The organism is Staphylococcus coagulans, from assembly GCF_002901995.1.
Lineage (GTDB): Bacteria > Bacillota > Bacilli > Staphylococcales > Staphylococcaceae > Staphylococcus > Staphylococcus coagulans.
The window spans coordinates 1,679-19,711 of sequence record NZ_PPQN01000078.1 but is presented as its reverse complement, the minus strand read 5'-3'; the positions used below and the strand labels follow the sequence as shown (position 1 = coordinate 19,711).

Here is an 18,033-nt window from a genome sequence, read left to right as displayed (position 1 = left end):
ATAAAAATCATTATTACATAATAATATACCTTTTTAAAACTATGACCTACCAATGTATAACAATCATATTGACTCTTTGAAGAAAGTAGACACAATCTTCTTTACAAAACAAACGAATCATATTGTCATCTTTTAAGTTGGACAACTTATTTTTTCTTTTTCTTCTTTTTATCTTTTTTCTTTTTTTGCGCCTTTTTCTGTGCTTTCTTTTTCTCTTTATCAAGTGCTTTTTTAGCTTTATAGGTGTCATATAAATTGTCGACAGCTCTTACTGCTTGTTGAACAATCATTGTGACACCGTTGCGCTCAAAATTGACACCATTGGTAATTTGACCAATTGCTCTTAAATTGCGCAATGTACCATACAATGGACTAATCACTTCATTTGTCGACGGTACAATTTGAATTCCTCCCATTGGATGCGGTTGTATAATTTCTCGATTCGCAACATCCAACAATAAGGCATCGTCATCATCTAACTGACTCAAATGTTTTTTCGGACCCGTAGCATTGATGACAATATCCACTTTTAATTCATCCTCTTTATTTTTAAAGGCAAGTCGGTATTTACCATAATATTGGCGTACATTTTCGAGTCCGGATAATATTTCTAAATCACCAGCTTTAATTGCGTCAATCAACAATAAAGCTGTTTCTCTCGGCATCGGATTTGTATTTTCTTTTAAATATCTATGGTACTTAGATATAAATTGTGTTTGATCTTCACGACTCAAACTGTTCCAAATCCAATCCATATTTTCTTTTAATGCCTCAAACACACTCTGCAAAGCCCCTAATTCTTCAGGGTGATTCAAGTCATAATTTAAATCACGGATCGCATCATACTTTCGACGTTTAAGTAGTTTTTGAAGTGGAATCTCTCGCACTTCACATTCTTTTTTAAATAATTCCACCGCATCTTCTAATGGAACCACGCCCATATTTTCTGCTTTTAACTGGTCAAAATTTTCAAGTGTAAGATATTTGAATTCAATCGTTTGCATCTCACCCCGGACACTTGGTAACTTACCACCGCGACTCGCCATAATAATAGGCTTTTTCTGATGATGTGACAATGTATATCGAATGACGTCTAAACTTGCTAGACCCGTACCGATTATGGCGATTGTGTCATCTTTTTTAACTTCTGACAGTGTTTGATTAGCCGGGTAAGGCGCTTGAATATACCCCTTTTGACCTTTGAGTTGGTATGGATCGTGATATGACATCGTACCAATTGTAAAAAACACATAGTCATAGTCTTTACAAGATTCCACTTCGTCATCGGTACATACAATGATTCGCTTAGGAATAATTTCATTGGCTTGCTCTTCAATATACATATGTTTAACTTCTTTTTTAATTACATTTACATTGTCGAATTCATGATCAAATTGTTCTAAATAGCTTTTCATGTAATGACCAAATACATAACGCGGTAAGTAGTCCGCATCACCGTAATTAAAAGTATCTTGTTCGTTATACCATTCTCTAAATTCTAAAATATTATCTATATTCAATGACAACATATCAACTGGTACATTGATGAGCAAATCCTCACTATCATTTTGAAAGGGCTTGCCTTGTCCCATATTTTCCTCGTTATCATAAATATCTAATTGAATTTTCTTAAAATGCTTATATTTAACTAATTGTCTGAGCACACTCACACCTGCTGTGCCCATTCCTATAATGGCTACTCTCATCTTGCATCATCCTTATTTTAAGTATCTCACTCAAATTCATTATACCCTTAATAATAAGAAATAATGAAAAAACGTTATTTTTATATCCAAATGTGATAAAGAACAATAAAAAAATTACTATGGTATAATAATCTCACAAGATATTTTTACCCTTTTTGTTTAATTGAAGATATGATATTAATATTCGGAGGCTTTGTCATCGTGTATAAAAAATTGGCTTTATTTATGTTAAGTTTGATTATTTTGTCTGGTTGTTCACTTCCCGGTTTAGGTGGAACTTCAAAAGAGAGTGTAAAAATTACGGCTCTATCAACAAGTGAATCACAAATTATGGCTCACATGGTCCGCCTTAAAATCGAGCATGATACAAAAGGAAAAATCAAACCCGCAATCATTAATAATTTGGGCTCTAGTACGATTCAACATAATGCTTTAATCAACGGAGATGGAAATATTTCTTCGACTCGTTATACGGGTACGGATCTTGTCGGTGCATTAGAAATGGATCCAATCAAAAACCCTAAAAAAGCAATGGCGATTACACAAAAAGAATTTGAAAAACGTTTCCATCAAACTTGGTTTGACTCTTATGGATTTGAAAATACATTTGCATTTGTGGTCACTAAAGAAACAGCGCGTAAGTATCATCTAAAAAATGTATCAGATTTAAAAAAACATAGCGATGAACTGCGTTTAGGGACAGATAGCACTTGGATTAAACGTACCGGTGATGGGTACCCTGCTTTTACAAAAGCATATGGCTTTGATTTTGATACAATCCGGCCGATGCAAATTGGTTTAGTGTACGATGCTTTAAAAAATAAAAAATTGGATGTTGCATTAGGATATACTACTGATGGTCGAATTTCAGCCTATGATCTTGTTGTTTTGAAAGATGATAAACACTTCTTCCCGCCTTATGACGCTAGTGTCGTTGCAACGGATCAAATCTTAAAAACACATCCTGAACTGAAAAAGTCTTTAAAAGATTTATCGGGTAAAATCAATACGAAACAAATGCAAAAATTGAATTATGAGGCTGATGGAGAAGGAAAAGAGCCTGCTGTCGTCGCAGAAGATTTCTTAAAAGCCCATCATTATTTTGAACATTAATTACGCCAATGTTTAATAACTAAACGGAAAATGAAATTGAATAAACTTATAATAGCGTGAGGTGATTGATTTTGATTAAAAAAATAGGTAAAGTGCTCATTTTAACAATTGCATTCTTTTTTATATTAGGGCGTCGTAACAAAGCGGAATAATGGGACATCGACCATATAAATGCATATATAAAGCAACTTTAAAACTCACATACGCTTTCTTCCTAGAGATAGCACATAAATAAAGCGGAACAGAAACCTACACATAAGTGTTCGCGTTCTGTTCCGCTTTATTTTATTGATAATCGTATATTCTGTAATTCTCTATAAACTAGTAATTTTTACCATCTTGATGTTTTTTGTCATCTTTATAAACATACCAGTTAAAATATTTACCTTCTGTTTTCATATCTTTGTAAAAATCTGCCATAATGACGGCGTTACTTTTCGCCCAATTAATATCTGTTGCATATTGATGTTCTCCAGGATTTTTAGGATTCCATCTCATACTGTATAACGTATTCTGATTTGGGTTTGATAAGTAATGATCATGGATAAATTCTGCGCCACCATAAATCGCTTTTTCTGGCGTATCCCAGCCTTTTTTCTTCGCATATTTAGCACCCGTTTTAATCGGGTCTTCATCGAGTGCCCCAACACCGTAAAAATTATAATACTTTTTACCGTCAATTTCGACACCATTCGACAGCTCTGACATAACCGAGCCAGTCTCTAACAATGCGTGTGAAATTAAGTAAACTTCATTCACTTGTTTTTCTTTAGCAGCATTTAAAAAATCATCCGTATGTGCCAATAATGTTGGATGATTTCTCAACATTCTTTTAATTCTATTTTTATCAATACCTTGATATTTCGACAAATTTAAAAATTGATACTTCTGTCTCTTGTCGTCCATAAACACCGAACTATCCATCGCATCGCGAATTTCTGAATCAGATGCGTCACGCCAATTCGTATGATTTTTATTTGAAACTTGTTGACTAGTATAGTTATCAATTTGTTTCTTCGCTGCCTTATCAAGTGTCACATCTAGTTTCTCAACCTGCTCTACTTGATTAACATGTTTAAAAAAGATTTGATCTTTAATCATGCTAAAAAAGAAAAAACCTGCAATAACAAAAATAATAAAAGACGCTATTACAGCAATTATCGAGCCATTTTTGTGCTTTCTCATAAACACACCTCTTCAGAATGTTTCATTTTAATTCATATATTAATTTTATCCGCTTGAAATCAAATTTTACCACCTTCAATGCATCTATACAACGAGATACCCTCGTTGTTACACATTCATAAAAAAATAGTAATGAATATGTAAAGTTCTTCATTACTATTCATCGCGATGATAATCCATCATAATGAAACTTGCAGCTTGAGAGCGGTTTTTATAATAATAACGTGCGAGATCAATCGTACCTTCTACTTCGCCATCTCGATACATCATTTGTTTTGTCATATTGTTAATCATTACAAATTCTGAACGATCTCGAATAACATCTAAATCATCATTGCGTGCAAAAAAATGCTCTAAATTTAAATGATCGTAGTCCATAATTTCCTCCTCGAATGTTAACTTATAAATTAAATGTCATTAAAATGCATTCAACGACAAATATACAAAGATTCTAAACCTATTTGTCATTGATAAAACTTGTATTAAACATAAAATAGCACAAATCGTGAAATGCCTCAATCTTTTAGCTGTGTTACAAAGGAAATGACCGGTCAGTTCATTCATTATTGAGGAGTCATGTCCATGCAATTTAATACACTTTATGTCCAATATTATAAGTTAATCCATTTTTTACTGCACAAGTATCATATTGATTATAATTATGATGAGTATTTTCAACTTTTATTAATCAAATTATGGTCTCTATCTTTAAAGTATGATCCTTCCTTTAATCAATGCTTCAAAAAATATATCACCTATCACTTACAATTCTATCTTATTGATTTATTACGTCAATCATCTCAACAGCCCACACCCTTACCTCTAGAAGTGAAGCAAATTGAGCTACGAACAACATCTCTAAATACCACTCATTTGTTGTTAAGTGATTTAACAAAAGCATTAAAACCTTCAGAACAGCAATGGTTCCGTTACTATTTACAAGGCTATCGACAAAAAGAAATTCAACAGTTGATGCAACGTTCTCCGACAACAATAAGGAAATACAAGACGCACGCTTTGAAACACTTGAAACAAGTTCTCACATATGACGATATTAAGAAAGGATTTTAACGATGACGATACAATATGCGCACGAAACTATGCTTTACTTCAAAACTTCTGAAAATATAGAGTATCCACTTTTAATTAAATATGTATCTCATACCCACCATAGCAAGCAATCACTTCATCGCTTCTTAAACGATTTGGCATTAACGTCACAAAAAGAGCTCCGTACTCAGAAAAATCTCTCTATTCAACTTTTAAATACGTATCATTTATCACCCTTCTATTTGAATCCAAAACTCATCTTATGCCCCATGCAACCTCAACGTGCACCTGTACAGATATACATCAATATGGTTCAAGTCATTGCGGCCTCTTCTTATTTTGAACAAACGAAAGTCCATTTCGAACATAATATCACCCTCATCGTACCTATACCGCTCATACAATTTATAAAAAAATGGAAAGATGCTATGATGCTTTCCAAGTTATTATAATTTTATTTTGCTTTATTAAATTTATAATCGATGAGTCGCTTTGTAAAATACCCATTCGCTACTTTCATCAAATAGACAATGAGAACTAAAGAAATCAGTGCAGTCAACATAATCGTGATGACTAATCCTACTGATAAATTCATATTCGGTTGGATAAAATAATGGGCTGAACTTAAACATAAGAGTAATGCACCTATAAATAGTCCTAATAGCATCACATTGACAACAAACAAACCGATCAAAGTCATTGTTAAATAACTGGACGTTTTTAATTCATTCGAAAATATGTGATTTTTTAAATAATAGGAAACAAATCGCTGAGGTGTACGATATTTATTTTGTATATCATCCATATCGCGCGATTTTAAATATGTGTGCAGTGCTTTTTTCTCACGTTGATTGAGATACCATAAATCTTTTTCAATTTGATGTTGAAATGCTTGATTCTGCATGTGCAAAATACGCCCCTTTCATCTTTGCAGCATTTTTTATGTTCACTTTATCATATCACTAGCGCAGGTCCTAATAAGAGTTTCACTCATTAGAAATTAAAAAGTGACTGCGTCTTGGGCATCACCTCATGCTTCAGACACAGTCACTTTTTCACGCTTAAACTTGTAATTAACCTTTTCGTAGCTTGACTTCCATAGCGGGACAAGCCATTGAAATTAATTCAAATCTGTCTCACAAGTTAAAAATTATAAGATACTTAATCCAGAAGATTTAATATCTTTCTCAAATCCTTTAACTGTATCTACAGATAATTCATTGATGTCACGTCCAATGTTAGGCACTTTTTTCACAACGTCTGAGGGACATGTAATGATATCTGCGCCAATTTCATCAGCTTGAATGACATTGAATAACTCGCGACAGCTTGCCCATAATAATTGCACGCCTTTTTTACTATGTGTCACTTCAACTGATTCTTTCATTAATGGCATAGGGTCCACACCTGTATCTGCAATACGTCCTGCAAAAACAGACACATATGTTTCTACACCTTCAGTCACAGCTTCAGTGATAGCTTTAACTTGTTCAATCGTATAGACAGCAGTGACATTCAATTTAACGCCTTTAGCTGATAATTTTTCAATTAATGGAATCATTGATTCACCTTTAGTATTTACAACTGGAATTTTAACAAAAATGTTTTCACCAAATTGTTGGATGATTTCTGCTTCTTTTTCCATTGTTTCCATGTCATCAGCAAAAACTTCGAATGAAATCGATGCATCAGGAATTGCTTCTACTGCTTCTTTAGCAAATTCCACATAGTCTTTAACACCAGCTTTTGCCATTAAACTTGGATTTGTAGTAAAACCGTCAACCTCTTTATTTTGATAAGCTTTTTTCATTTGTTCAATATCTGCACCATCTGCAAATACGCGTACTTTCAATTCTGCCATTTTAAATAGCCTCCTTATTGCTGTTAATCCTATTTATAGTTATACCATTTTTAAGTCCTATTCCGCTATTTTAACGCTTTACATATGAACAACATTCGTTCAATTCACAAATAAAATATGATATGATTACTATCGATAAATAAAGGAGGCGCACTATGTCTAAAACAAAAAAATACTTTTACTTATCGGTATTATTAATGCTTATTAGTTTTTATTTTAATACACAAAACCCTATGCTCGAAAAGCATTTTACTTCAATTGTGAAATTGATTTTTGTATGTAGTATTGTAAACTTTGTCATTTTAGTTGCATCCATCGTTTTTGCAGACAAATCAATCAAACATTTGCCAGAGCATCGCAGCTGGATACATAAAGCGTCACGAATACAACCTTGGATTCTTTTAGTGGTGATTTGTATTCATATAGTGAGTTCCCTTTTTACCTTTGGTATTATTTAAATGGCGCATGAAGCCATTTAGGATTCAGGTGATTGCATGAAATATATTTATATCTTTATAGGCGGTGCGATAGGTGCATTGTTGAGATGGCAAATCAGTTTCATTCCTGTTGACTCACAGTTTCCAATCGGCACCCTTCTTGCTAATTTAATCGGTGCAATGGGTATGGGATATTTTACCCGTCTCTCTACAAAGTGGTTTATCCAACATCCTCAAATCAAACAAGGCATAACAACTGGCTTTCTAGGGGCATTAACCACTTTTTCAACCTTCCAATTTGAACTCGTTTATTTAGCTGAATATGGTCATTTCCTTATACTACTGAGTTATGCACTCATCAGTTATTGTTGTGGCATTTTATGCTGTTTTCTAGGTTATCGATTAGGAGGTTATCACAAATGAATATCCTACTATTATGTGTAGGTGGCGGTTTAGGGGCTGTACTGCGCGCAATGACGACAGCTCGCCTATCTAGCTTTGATTTTTTCAAAATACCGATAGCTACCTTATTCATTAATTTGTTAGGTTCTTTTCTAATCGGCTACCTTTTTCAAATCTATACTGCCACACACGCAGCGCAATTATTTTTTGCTGTCGGTATACTTGGCGGTTTTACAACGTTTTCCACATTATCATTAGAGCTATTACAAATGCTTCAACAGTCGAAAAATTGGCTGCTGTTTGCCATATATAGTGTACTGCAATATGGTGCTTGTTTTATCGCTTGTTGGTTAGGTGTGCAATTCCATTTGTAAAATTAGCCATTCAACATAAAAAGTTTGAAAGCAACAAGCTAATAAGAAGAAACTGAGTCACCACTTGTCTATGTATCCATATATAAAGCATAAACCCGAGGTTTCGCTAACGCTAGCGAAATCTCGGGTTTTGACAGTTTTATTGACCATTAAATTGTAAAGGATCTGGTCCAATACGACGATTTTCATTGAGCGCATCTAAGCGATCCATTTGTTCTTGAGAGAGTTCAAAATCAAAAACATTTAAGTTTTCTTCAATACGACTTGGTGTGATTGATTTAGGTATTGTCACTACACCATGCTGCACATTCCAACGAATAATGACTTGTGCAGCTGAGCGGTTTACTTCATCTGCAACACTTTTTACCGTCTCATCGTCTAAAATTTGTGCATTCATTAAAGGTGACCAAGATTCCATAAGAATATTTTGTACATCAAGATACTCATGTAAAGCTTTTTGTGTCAAATATGGATGGAATTCAACTTGGTTAATCACAGGTTTGATACGTGCATTGGCAAGTAAGCGATCCAAATGTTCAACATTAAAATTACTTACACCAATATTTTTAACTTTTTGATCTTGGTAAAGGTCTTCCATCCCTTTCCACGTATCAATCATTAAATCTTCATCAGTTCCTGGCCAATGTACAAGATATAAATCTAAGTAGTCTAAACCTAAACGCGATAATGAAGCTTGATAAGCTTTTTCTACACTCTCACGACCATAATCACTTAACCAAAGCTTAGACGTGATAAATAAATCCTCACGCTTTAAGCCATTTTCATCTAAAGCTTCACGAATACCTTCGCCCACTTTTTCTTCATTTTTGTAAATCATCGCCGTATCAATACTACGATAACCATGCTTAATCGCATGCTTAACAGCATCCTTCGCAGAATCATCATTTTCTACACGGAAAACACCTAAGCCTACTTGAGGCATACGATTTCCATTATAAAAAGACTTTTCATTCATACAACATCGCTCCTTTATAATATCCACCTTACATGCTAAACCATTTTCAATCGATGTTAAAGCCATTGAACTTGGGAGCGAGACAGAAATCTATTTGATTTCGTCGTCTCGCCCCGGCAAGGATGACTAGGACTGGGCGAACTAATAAAGTGAAGTACAGTCCAGTCAGCTACTGCGCTTTCTTTGTTTTTCGTACTCCTTATCATGCGAGACAGAAATCTATTTGATTTCGTCGTCTCGTTTGGTAATCAATTTCATATTTATTTCGACCCATCTATACGACTTCTTACTTCAAACAAACCTCGTTTTTAGCTATATGGTATATCTAAGAATTTTTGATTCGAATTCAACTCGCCCTTTTAATCATTTAATCCTCTAAAAAACAATAAAAAAGAGGTCAAGACTTCAATATGTCTTAACCTCTAAATATTAAATGCTTCCATCAAATGACAATAGACAACTTAATTAAAAGATTCAATTTCATCCATAATGCTTTGAAGCGCATTGACATCATATTGAATACGACCATGGAAAACAAATTTGTTAAAGAACTCATTCAACTGCTCTGGGCCTACTAAAACTTTTGTTGTTCCTTGTGTTGTAAAGCTTGAGATAGTTACATCGCCTTCACGTTTTGGATTAAAATATAAAATCGTAGTTGGTGTATATTTTAAATCCAATTGACGTTGCAATTGTGTTGCAACTTGCTCAATTTGTTTGATTTGTTGTGTATAGTCTTTGATTGAAAGTGCATTTTGTTCACCATCTTGTTGGTCTAACACAACCATCTGTGGTGTTGATGGATCTAAATCTAATGTTTTGAAAACTTGCTCTAACATTGGATTTTCTGAAAATTGATTTTGACTAACGCCTTGGTAAACATGACCTTTTAAAAGTTCAGAATCTATAATATAAAGACCTGTGCGTGTCAAAACGAGATGACTCATACGTGTAATATCCTCTAAATCATTAGTGGGTAAAAAGATATTGGCCATGATATGCATATCTTCTGGTCGAATACGTTTTTCTTTGACTAATCTTTCACGTATTCCAAGTAAACGCATATCTGTCACATATTCACTACTATTTTTTGAAAATAATTTTAAAGCATCAATTTCTCTATTTTTTGAAGAAAGCATTGTTTCATATTCTTCTTTATGTTGCGTGTCCGCTTTTTTCTTTTCAATTCGAACTTTTTCAAGCTCTTCTTCATGTTCGTGAGTCAGTTGATCTTGCTTCGATTGATATTGACTTGCGTAACTTTCTTTAGCTTTCTTTTTACTTTTGAGCGCTACCAAAAACAAAATAAAGAATAATGCTGCAATTACAATAGCAGCAATGAGGCCTATTTCGATTGGACCAAATTGTGTCATTTGCAATACCTTCCTTTTATCTACATTTCTACAGTTATTTCTATTATATTAAATAACTATAAAATTAGCGATAGTTAAAGCAATAAAATTTATTGTAAAGCAGAAACCGCTTCTTTTAATAATTCAATTTTATCTGTTTTTTCCCAAGGTAATTGCACATCATTTCGACCAAAGTGGCCATATGCAGCCGTTTGTTTATAAATTGGACGTTGTAAATCAAGCATTTTAATAATTCCAGCAGGCCGTAAATCAAAGTGATCACGTACTGCTTGAATTAAAGTATCCTCACTGACTCTTCCTGTACCAAATGTATCGATGGCGATAGAAACTGGCTGAGCGACACCAATGGCGTAGGCAAGCTGCACTTCACATTTATCTGCAAGTTGAGCAGCTACAATGTTTTTTGCGACATAGCGCGCTGCATAGGCTGCGGAACGGTCTACTTTTGTAGGATCTTTTCCTGAAAACGCGCCCCCACCATGACGTGCATAACCGCCGTAAGTATCAACAATAATTTTACGCCCAGTTAAGCCTGCATCGCCTTGTGGACCACCAATGACAAAACGCCCTGTTGGATTAATGAAAAATTTAGTCTCTTCATCTAATAAGCTTGGGTCTACTGTTGGATAAATAACATACTCTTTAATATCATTTTGAATTTTTTCTAATTCAATTTCTTCGTGATGTTGTGAAGAAACAACGATTGTATCGATATGTTTTGGTTGATTTTGTTCATCATATTCAACAGTCACTTGGACTTTACCATCAGGTCGTAAATAATCTAAAGTTCCATTTTTACGGACTTCTGATAAACGTTTCGATAATTTATGTGACAGATCAATTGGTAATGGCATGAGTGTATCTGTTTCATTTGTCGCAAAACCGAACATCAAGCCTTGATCGCCAGCACCAGTATTTAACTCTTCGTCATTCATTTCATCACGATATTCCAACGCGCGATCGACACCTTGTGCAATATCAGGTGATTGTTCATCTATCGCTGTTAAAACAGACATTGTTTTATAGTCGTAACCATACTTCGCACGTGTATAACCAATCTCTCTAACTGTTTCGCGTACGACTTTTGGAATATCGACATAAGTAGAAGTAGAAATCTCACCCGCGATTAAAGCCATACCTGTCGTCACTGTCGTCTCACAAGCGACACGTGCATTTTTATCTCCTTTCAAAATTTCATCCAAAATTGCATCAGAAATCTGGTCTGCAATCTTATCAGGATGACCTTCTGTTACTGATTCTGAAGTAAATAAGCGTCTGTTGTATGTCATAATAAACTCCTTTATATAATGGATTACGAACATTCTCTCTCTGAGCTCAATAAAAAAAGAGCCTTTCAACACTATAAAATAGAGTGAAGGCTCTAACGTCCATTCGCTCTTATCGTTCAGACCATATTTGTCTGCAAACGGTTTGGCACCTTTCTTCGTTAAAAGAGGTTGCTGGGTTTCATTGGGTCCATGTCCCTCCACCACTCAGGATAAGAGAATCCGTTAGCACTATATTACATAACTTTTATCAGTCTGTCAATTTCGTACTTCTGCACAAATCATTTCTAAAACCTTTCTTATCTAGAAAGATTTATGATAAATGCATCGATATTAATGTAAGAAAACACTTAAAAATTGCTGAATAATCGTAAGTCATTGAAAATTACGATAAATTTATAGATGAAATTATGGTTATAATACGTAAAAATAAATATTTAATCTAGATTCGATTATTTTTTCTTAAATATAGTAGGGATTATTTCTCTAATATGTTATACTCTTAAATTGTAAAGGCTTACATTCAACAAAATTCGGAGGGGATCAGATCATGTCATTTAATACTAGTGCGTTAGAGGCATTAATCGATAAGCCAAGTTCTCATTTTCAACTTACAACAACAGAACTTTATAACAAAATCTTAAAACGTGATGAAGCAGAGTTAACAGAACTCGGTGCCATCAATGCGAAAACAGGTGAATACACGGGGCGCTCACCTAAAGATAAATTTATTGTAGACAATCCACAGGTGAAAGACGATATCGATTGGGGGGCGATTAATCAACCTATATCAGAAGAAAAATTTCTCAATCTCTACCATAAAGTTATTGATTACTTAAACGACAAAGAAGAATTGTTTGTTTTTAATGGCTACGCAGGAAGTGATTCGAATTCGCAACTTAAATTGACAGTGGTTAATGAATTCGCATGGCATAATTTATTTGCGCAAAATATGTTTATTAAACCGACTTCTAAAGAAGAAGCTTCAAAAATCAAAGCAGATTTTACATTAATTTCTGCACCCCACTTTAAGGCAGATCCAAAAATCGATGGTACACGCTCAGAAACTTTTGTTATCATCTCTTTCAAGCATAAAACGATTTTAATTGGTGGCACAGAATATGCGGGTGAAATGAAAAAATCTGTCTTCTCTGTCATGAACTATTTGTTACCACAACATAATATTATGAGCATGCATTGTTCAGCGAATGTTGGAGATAAAGGCGATGTCGCACTCTTCTTTGGACTCTCTGGAACAGGTAAAACAACATTATCAGCAGACCCAAATCGTAAACTCATTGGTGATGACGAGCACGGTTGGAACGGGAACGGTGTTTTCAATATTGAGGGTGGCTGCTATGCTAAAGCGATTAACTTATCAGCTGAAAAAGAGCCACAAATTTTCAATGCAATCCGATATGGTACTGTACTTGAAAATTTAGTTGTTGATGCACATGGATATATTGACTTTGATGATAATCATTATACTGAGAACACACGCGCGGCTTACCCGATTGACCATATCGATAATGTTGTGCTCCCTTCTAAAGCATCTCATCCAAATACAATTATCTTTTTGACAGCTGATGCATTTGGTGTTTTACCACCAATTTCTAAATTAAATAAAGATCAAGCGATGTATCACTTCTTGAGTGGCTTCACTTCAAAATTAGCGGGTACAGAAAGAGGCATTACTGAACCAGTCCCTTCATTCTCAACTTGTTTCGGTGCACCATTCTTACCTCTTAGAGCTGAAGTTTATGCAAATTTACTCGGTGACCTTATCGATAAACATGCCGTTGATGTTTACCTTGTCAACACTGGTTGGACAGGTGGAAAATATGGTGTAGGTAATCGTATTGAATTAAAATATACAAGAAAAATGGTCAATGATGCGATAAATGGTGCGCTTAAAAATACAGGATTCGAAAAAGATGAAGTTTTTGGATTGTCGATTCCTACTGAAATTGAAGGCGTACCGAGCACAATTCTACAACCTAAAAATGCTTGGTCTGATAAAGAAGCCTATACTGATCAAGCACAACTTCTTGTAGAGCGCTTTAAAGATAACTTCAAAAAATTTGGCGCAAATGCGCAAGATTTAGAACTAAACGGTGGATTCAAATCGAATTAAGAATATGCTTGATTTATTTAAGCAATTTCATAATCTTATGTAAGCAAAAAGCGCGCTCTGTTCCATTTAACGGGCGCGCTTTTATATTTGTAATAATGATAAAATTTATTTTTTAATCGATAAGCTTCATTCATGATTGACTGTCATGTCGAAGCATCCAATCCTGTATGAAAGCTAAAACTTTTTTCATGGCTTGTGGTCTAGGCACGTGACCTTCATCACGTTGATAGAATGTTTCATACCGAGCGCCAACCTGTTCTAAATGTTGTGCCAAATCATATGCTTGATGAATGCCTACTTGCCGGTCTTGTTCTCCGTGAATAATTAAAATAGGAGGCGATTCAGCATCAATATCAGGAAGTGGATTTCGATTACGATAGGCTTGTATGTCTTTTTTAGGATGCCCTACCATTCTTCTTAACATACCTCTTAAATCTACACGCTCTTCATACATTAACTTTAAATCCGTAACGCCACCCCAAATAATATAGCTATTGGCTTTAACAGTTTGAAATGTAAGTAAACCTTGAATCCCACCTCTAGAAAATCCAACTAGATGCAGTGACGCGTGCGGATACATATTTTTTAACATCGTTGCGGCAACCACAACATCATTTAAATCTTTACCCGCAAATTCATCAAAACCTTGACTTCCGTTACTTCCTCTATAATACGGCGCAAATACTAAAGTATGTGGGCTTATAAATTGAAGTAATCTTGCTAAACGAACTCGCCCTACTTGTCCTTTACCGCCACGTAAGTAGATCACGATTCTGTTCACATAAGAATGGGGCGCCACGCAAAGCCCTTTAACGTTAAGGTCATCAACACGATACGTCCATTCTTCAACTTTATGTGTTATGAATTCGCCAGGCATTCGTTTAGCTTTGATAAAAGCCAAGTTCTTTCATCCTTTCTACACATGCTAATATCGCAGGATCATTTAATAAATAACTTTTTTCATCATCTTGAATAGTATCTAATGACTTTGTAAGAATAGGTCCATACGTTTCATGATAATAAGTTTTATCTTCAATCTGGTCGACAAATACGACATAAACATCTTTTTTGAAACAATGTGATTGCCCTTGCACCTCGTATTGTGCAATATAATAAAATGTGTCTATCGTTGACCCGGTTTCTTCATATAATTCACGTTGCACAGCCTCTTGACTCGATTCATTAATTTCACGTTTACCGCCTGGAAATTCAATCCCTCTATCTTTATGTCGCGTTAACACAAGATTTTGATTGTAAATTGGTAACGCTAAAACGTGTTCACCATTTTGTTCATCGTGATGATTTTTAAATTCAAGCACCACCGTTTGATGATGACTATCGGTAAACTTCACACCCCATACGCCCTTTCTATCTATGTTACAATATAACCAATTGAAGGAGGTTACAACTTGAAAACTTTGTTTATCAAACTGATTCGTTTTTATCAGCGCTTTATCTCACCATTGACGCCACCTTCCTGCCGTTTCTATCCAACGTGTTCCAATTATACGTTAGAAGCGATTCAAGTTCACGGTGCATTAAAAGGAAGCTGGCTCGGCTTAAAACGAATTTTAAAATGCCATCCATTTCATAAAGGGGGCTTTGATCCTGTCCCTTTAAAAACATCTCATACGCATCACCATGCTAATAATAAAGATTGATTCACTTCGGGCGGTTTGAAATATAACCGTCCATTTTTTAAAGTGCCCGAACCTTTTACAATATCTTCATTAAAATAAAAACCTTCTTCAGGAATATCTCCTGCATAATTCCCCTCACGACTTAATAAAGCAGTATAATAGCGACTCAAACCACATTCGTACATACCGCCTAACACAAATTGTACCTCTTCTTTTTTTAGTCTCTCAATGATGGAGAGCACTCGGTCAATCCCTCCTAAACGAAAAGGCTTCAAAACTACGATACGAACGGCTTTACTTTGTATCCATTCCATAATTGCCTCTTCACTTGTCGCATGTTCATCTATCGCTATAGGAGGCAAGGACTGATCATCTATATTGACATCTAAAGATTGGAATGGTTCTTCTATATAAGCAAGTTGATACGATTTTAATTGTTTTAAAGTAGCTTCATCTTTTTGAGTTAGTGTTTGGTTAGCGTCTGTAGAAATCGGAATCATCGGATACATCGTTGTGAGCATCTTAACTTGCGACAAAATGTCCGTATTCCATTTAACTTTAATTCTCCCCGCTTGATCTAATTTCATAAGCCGCTGATTAAAATCACCATTGATTGTAATCGTCATTGGAATCGAAAAACATTCCAATGGATAAAACATCGGATACAGCGCCATGATAATTGTCGCACGTGCAGTAGGAAATGCATCTAATGTTGAAACGAGTTTTTGACCTTCACTAAAATTACGAATTTCTTGCCCTTTTACATTATCAAACCATTTCTGTAAGGTGTGTTGTACATCCGCAATTGTCTCATGATGATACCAATCCGTTTCAAAAGCATTACATTCACCAAACCATAATTTTCCATGTTCGTCTTGTAATGCAACAAACAACGTACGTCTATGTGTAAGCTTAATTTTTGCTGTCTGAATCGGATGTATAAATCGTGGATCAAAACGGTAAAAATGAATGGCCATTAATTTCATTGAAATCCCTCATTTAACAAACGTCTTTGTAATTTACCAGTACTTGTGTATGGAAGTGCTTTTACAAAATAAATAAATGCAGGTTGCTTATATCTGGCTAAACGCGCTTGTAAATATCCCTCAATATTTTCAATCGCTTGTTGTGCAACCACATATAAAATCGGTCTTTGTCCCCATACATCATCATCAATGCCCGTACACATCGCATCTTGAACTTCAGGATGTGTTTTAGCTACAGATTCGATTTCAAAAGGATAAATGTTTTCGCCACCGCTAATAATTAAATCTTTGCGTCGATCATAAATGATGACGTCGCCATCTTCGTCCATACTCGCGATATCACCTGTTTTAAAATATCCTTCCGCATCAAAAGCGTTCTCGAGATGTGAAGGATATAAATAACCATTCATCACATTTTGCGCTTTAACATAAAGTTCTCCGTGCCCGTTTTCATCCGGATATACTACTTTGAGATCAATATTTTCACTTGCATGGCCGACAGTATTCGGTTTGTTTTTCAATAACTGAGGTGAAGCAGTTAAAAATTGTGAACACGTTTCAGTCATACCAAACGAATTATAAATCGGCAACTGATATTGTAGCGCCTGACGAATCAATTGTTCATCTAATTTGGCACCACCTAACAGTATTTTTTCAAGCTGATAAGGTTGATTGAGCCCGTTTTGCATTAAACGCATCAGCGTTACAGGAACTAAAGAAATATGCGTAATCCCTTTATGCTGAATAGCCTCTAAAATGATCCTTTCATCGAATTTTTCGAGTAAGTACACGGTGAATCCGTATTGCACACTTCTTAATAAAATACTTAAACCCGAAATATGAAATAACGGTAGCACTGCAAGCCACTTAGAAGATGGACTAAAACCTAAACTTTCAATACAAGATTCTGCACTAAATTGATGATTTGCGAAAGTTTGCGGAACTGCCTTTTGAGGTCCAGTTGTCCCCGATGTAAACATAATCGATGCAATTTGATTTTCAGATACAGAATGATGGATATGAGGTGCTTCTTCACTGAATAATGTACTTGAATATATGACTTTCGTTTTTGTTGTAAATAGGATATTCTGTGTACTGATGATTAAATCAACACCTATTGCATTCATTTGTTGGTCAATTTCATAAGCAGTTAAGCGATTATTAATCAATGAAATTTCTATTTGATAGAGCCAAGCTGCATGTAAGAGCACAACGCTTTCAATTGTATTATCAATATATAGCCCGAGTCGTTGTCGATTTAAGGCTTTTAATGCAGCCCCTTTTTCAGTCGCTAACTGTAATAATTCTTCAAACGTCAACGACTCTGTTGGGGTCTCTATCGCAATTTTTCTCGGCTGTTGCTTGGCTTGTTGTACGAGCCAATGTTCCATATTCGTCTCCCCCCGAATAAATCTTAATAATACTATTATAGTCTTAATCGAACTCTCATGCATGATATAAATCTAAAATTATTTTCATGAAGCAGCGAGAAATGAGATTGGGGATTCGT

20 protein-coding genes and 1 riboswitch are annotated in these 18,033 nt (G+C 35.0%); of the genes, 8 read left to right on the top strand and 12 right to left on the bottom strand.

The genetic code is table 11. The features are described 5' to 3' along the window. Positions 1-146 precede the first annotated feature (146 nt). A complete protein-coding gene (locus CD118_RS11195; protein WP_060829739.1) occupies positions 147-1,706 on the bottom strand; it encodes an FAD/NAD(P)-binding protein in 1,560 nt (519 codons plus the stop codon). A gap of 225 nt (positions 1,707-1,931) precedes the next feature. On the opposite strand from CD118_RS11195, the gene CD118_RS11190 reads away from it, so the two are divergent. Then, a complete protein-coding gene (locus CD118_RS11190; protein ID WP_103356715.1) occupies positions 1,932-2,819 on the top strand; it encodes an osmoprotectant ABC transporter substrate-binding protein in 888 nt (295 codons plus the stop codon). 321 nt (positions 2,820-3,140) lie between these two features. On the opposite strand, the gene sagB is transcribed toward CD118_RS11190, so the two are convergent. Both sagB and CD118_RS11180 read right to left on the bottom strand, forming a co-directional pair. Continuing rightward, entirely contained in the window at positions 3,141-4,004 is an 864-nt protein-coding gene (sagB, locus tag CD118_RS11185; RefSeq protein ID WP_103356714.1) for a peptidoglycan release complex glucosaminidase SagB, read from the bottom strand. Positions 4,005-4,160: 156 nt separating this feature from the next. Next, positions 4,161-4,382 (bottom strand): hypothetical protein, encoded by a 222-nt coding sequence (locus tag CD118_RS11180; RefSeq protein ID WP_016425399.1) that lies wholly within the window; start codon positions 4,380-4,382, stop codon positions 4,161-4,163. 204 nt (positions 4,383-4,586) lie between these two features. Here CD118_RS11180 and CD118_RS11175 point away from each other — a divergent pair, with 204 nt between their 5' ends. Continuing rightward, the gene (locus CD118_RS11175) at positions 4,587-5,075 is read left to right on the top strand and encodes a sigma-70 family RNA polymerase sigma factor (protein WP_082704409.1); all 489 of its coding nucleotides are present in this window, start codon (positions 4,587-4,589) and stop codon (positions 5,073-5,075) included. A 2-nt stretch (positions 5,076-5,077) separates the two neighbouring features. Continuing rightward, complete coding sequence (locus CD118_RS11170; protein WP_050345479.1) at positions 5,078-5,506, top strand: hypothetical protein; 429 nt, start codon at positions 5,078-5,080, stop codon at positions 5,504-5,506. Positions 5,507-5,508: 2 nt separating this feature from the next. On the opposite strand, the gene CD118_RS11165 is transcribed toward CD118_RS11170, so the two are convergent. Both CD118_RS11165 and CD118_RS11160 read right to left on the bottom strand, forming a co-directional pair. Beyond that, positions 5,509-5,958, bottom strand: a complete 450-nt coding sequence (locus tag CD118_RS11165) for a hypothetical protein (RefSeq protein ID WP_060829735.1) — start codon at positions 5,956-5,958, stop codon at positions 5,509-5,511. 246 nt (positions 5,959-6,204) lie between these two features. Then, positions 6,205-6,915: a transaldolase gene (locus tag CD118_RS11160; protein ID WP_050330625.1), complete on the bottom strand. Its 711-nt coding sequence runs from the start codon at positions 6,913-6,915 to the stop codon at positions 6,205-6,207. 155 nt (positions 6,916-7,070) lie between these two features. Between CD118_RS11160 and CD118_RS11155 the strand changes: the two genes are divergently transcribed. The 3 genes from CD118_RS11155 to CD118_RS11145 are packed head-to-tail and all read left to right on the top strand — an operon-like array spanning position 7,071 to position 8,128. Then, positions 7,071-7,373 (top strand): hypothetical protein, encoded by a 303-nt coding sequence (locus CD118_RS11155; RefSeq protein WP_060829734.1) that lies wholly within the window; start codon positions 7,071-7,073, stop codon positions 7,371-7,373. 36 nt (positions 7,374-7,409) lie between these two features. Further along, entirely contained in the window at positions 7,410-7,775 is a 366-nt protein-coding gene (gene crcB, locus CD118_RS11150) for a fluoride efflux transporter CrcB (RefSeq protein WP_060829733.1), read from the top strand. Beyond that, complete coding sequence (locus CD118_RS11145; RefSeq protein ID WP_060829732.1) at positions 7,772-8,128, top strand: fluoride efflux transporter FluC; 357 nt, start codon at positions 7,772-7,774, stop codon at positions 8,126-8,128. Before crcB ends, CD118_RS11145 begins: the two co-directional genes overlap by 4 nt. Positions 8,129-8,267: 139 nt before the next feature. Here the strand turns inward: CD118_RS11145 and CD118_RS11140 are convergent, their stop codons facing one another. The 3 genes from CD118_RS11140 to metK all read right to left on the bottom strand — a co-directional run bounded on the left by CD118_RS11140 (position 8,268) and on the right by metK (position 11,766). Further along, complete coding sequence (locus CD118_RS11140) at positions 8,268-9,104, bottom strand: aldo/keto reductase (RefSeq protein WP_060829731.1); 837 nt, start codon at positions 9,102-9,104, stop codon at positions 8,268-8,270. A gap of 461 nt (positions 9,105-9,565) precedes the next feature. Next, a complete protein-coding gene (locus CD118_RS11135; RefSeq protein WP_050332160.1) occupies positions 9,566-10,477 on the bottom strand; it encodes an NERD domain-containing protein in 912 nt (303 codons plus the stop codon). A gap of 89 nt (positions 10,478-10,566) precedes the next feature. Further along, positions 10,567-11,766, bottom strand: a complete 1,200-nt coding sequence (gene metK, locus CD118_RS11130) for a methionine adenosyltransferase (protein ID WP_103356713.1) — start codon at positions 11,764-11,766, stop codon at positions 10,567-10,569. Between the two features lie 106 nt (positions 11,767-11,872). Beyond that, positions 11,873-11,982: riboswitch (SAM riboswitch) on the bottom strand. A gap of 331 nt (positions 11,983-12,313) precedes the next feature. Here metK and pckA point away from each other — a divergent pair. Then, positions 12,314-13,897: a phosphoenolpyruvate carboxykinase (ATP) gene (gene pckA, locus CD118_RS11125; RefSeq protein WP_060829730.1), complete on the top strand. Its 1,584-nt coding sequence runs from the start codon at positions 12,314-12,316 to the stop codon at positions 13,895-13,897. A gap of 130 nt (positions 13,898-14,027) precedes the next feature. Here the strand turns inward: pckA and CD118_RS11120 are convergent, their stop codons facing one another. Both CD118_RS11120 and ytkD read right to left on the bottom strand, forming a co-directional pair. Next, positions 14,028-14,798, bottom strand: a complete 771-nt coding sequence (locus CD118_RS11120; RefSeq protein WP_050330618.1) for an alpha/beta hydrolase family protein — start codon at positions 14,796-14,798, stop codon at positions 14,028-14,030. Further along, on the bottom strand, positions 14,779-15,249 hold the full coding sequence (ytkD, locus tag CD118_RS11115) for an RNA deprotection pyrophosphohydrolase (protein ID WP_050330617.1): 471 nt from the start codon (positions 15,247-15,249) through the stop codon (positions 14,779-14,781). Before ytkD ends, CD118_RS11120 begins: the two co-directional genes overlap by 20 nt. Positions 15,250-15,306: 57 nt before the next feature. On the opposite strand from ytkD, the gene yidD reads away from it, so the two are divergent. Continuing rightward, positions 15,307-15,558, top strand: a complete 252-nt coding sequence (gene yidD / locus CD118_RS11110) for a membrane protein insertion efficiency factor YidD (RefSeq protein ID WP_050330616.1) — start codon at positions 15,307-15,309, stop codon at positions 15,556-15,558. Here the strand turns inward: yidD and menC are convergent. After that, positions 15,534-16,523 carry an o-succinylbenzoate synthase gene (gene menC, locus CD118_RS11105; protein WP_103356712.1) on the bottom strand — a complete coding sequence of 330 codons (990 nt, stop codon included), beginning with the start codon at positions 16,521-16,523 and terminating at the stop codon, positions 15,534-15,536. The two genes, yidD and menC, sit on opposite strands and share 25 nt — an antisense overlap. Then, positions 16,520-17,914: an o-succinylbenzoate--CoA ligase gene (gene menE, locus CD118_RS11100; protein WP_060829728.1), complete on the bottom strand. Its 1,395-nt coding sequence runs from the start codon at positions 17,912-17,914 to the stop codon at positions 16,520-16,522. The genes menC and menE overlap by 4 nt, the downstream gene beginning before the upstream one ends. Between the last annotated feature and the right edge of the window lie 119 nt (positions 17,915-18,033).

Excerpts from the sequence above, each read along its gene's own strand:
- CD118_RS11195 (WP_060829739.1), bottom strand. The coding sequence starts at position 1,706 with ATGAGAGTAGCCATTATAGGAATGGGCACAGCAGGTGTGAGTGTGCTC.
- CD118_RS11190 (WP_103356715.1), top strand. The coding sequence starts at position 1,932 with ATGTTAAGTTTGATTATTTTGTCTGGTTGTTCACTTCCCGGTTTAGGT.
- sagB (WP_103356714.1), bottom strand. The coding sequence starts at position 4,004 with ATGAGAAAGCACAAAAATGGCTCGATAATTGCTGTAATAGCGTCTTTT.
- CD118_RS11180 (WP_016425399.1), bottom strand. The coding sequence starts at position 4,382 with ATGGACTACGATCATTTAAATTTAGAGCATTTTTTTGCACGCAATGAT.
- CD118_RS11175 (WP_082704409.1), top strand. The coding sequence starts at position 4,587 with ATGCAATTTAATACACTTTATGTCCAATATTATAAGTTAATCCATTTT.
- CD118_RS11170 (WP_050345479.1), top strand. The coding sequence starts at position 5,078 with ATGACGATACAATATGCGCACGAAACTATGCTTTACTTCAAAACTTCT.
- CD118_RS11165 (WP_060829735.1), bottom strand. The coding sequence starts at position 5,958 with ATGCAGAATCAAGCATTTCAACATCAAATTGAAAAAGATTTATGGTAT.
- CD118_RS11160 (WP_050330625.1), bottom strand. The coding sequence starts at position 6,915 with ATGGCAGAATTGAAAGTACGCGTATTTGCAGATGGTGCAGATATTGAA.
- CD118_RS11155 (WP_060829734.1), top strand. The coding sequence starts at position 7,071 with ATGTCTAAAACAAAAAAATACTTTTACTTATCGGTATTATTAATGCTT.
- crcB (WP_060829733.1), top strand. The coding sequence starts at position 7,410 with ATGAAATATATTTATATCTTTATAGGCGGTGCGATAGGTGCATTGTTG.
- CD118_RS11145 (WP_060829732.1), top strand. The coding sequence starts at position 7,772 with ATGAATATCCTACTATTATGTGTAGGTGGCGGTTTAGGGGCTGTACTG.
- CD118_RS11140 (WP_060829731.1), bottom strand. The coding sequence starts at position 9,104 with ATGAATGAAAAGTCTTTTTATAATGGAAATCGTATGCCTCAAGTAGGC.
- CD118_RS11135 (WP_050332160.1), bottom strand. The coding sequence starts at position 10,477 with ATGACACAATTTGGTCCAATCGAAATAGGCCTCATTGCTGCTATTGTA.
- metK (WP_103356713.1), bottom strand. The coding sequence starts at position 11,766 with ATGACATACAACAGACGCTTATTTACTTCAGAATCAGTAACAGAAGGT.
- pckA (WP_060829730.1), top strand. The coding sequence starts at position 12,314 with ATGTCATTTAATACTAGTGCGTTAGAGGCATTAATCGATAAGCCAAGT.
- menC (WP_103356712.1), bottom strand. The coding sequence starts at position 16,523 with ATGAAATTAATGGCCATTCATTTTTACCGTTTTGATCCACGATTTATA.
- menE (WP_060829728.1), bottom strand. The coding sequence starts at position 17,914 with ATGGAACATTGGCTCGTACAACAAGCCAAGCAACAGCCGAGAAAAATT.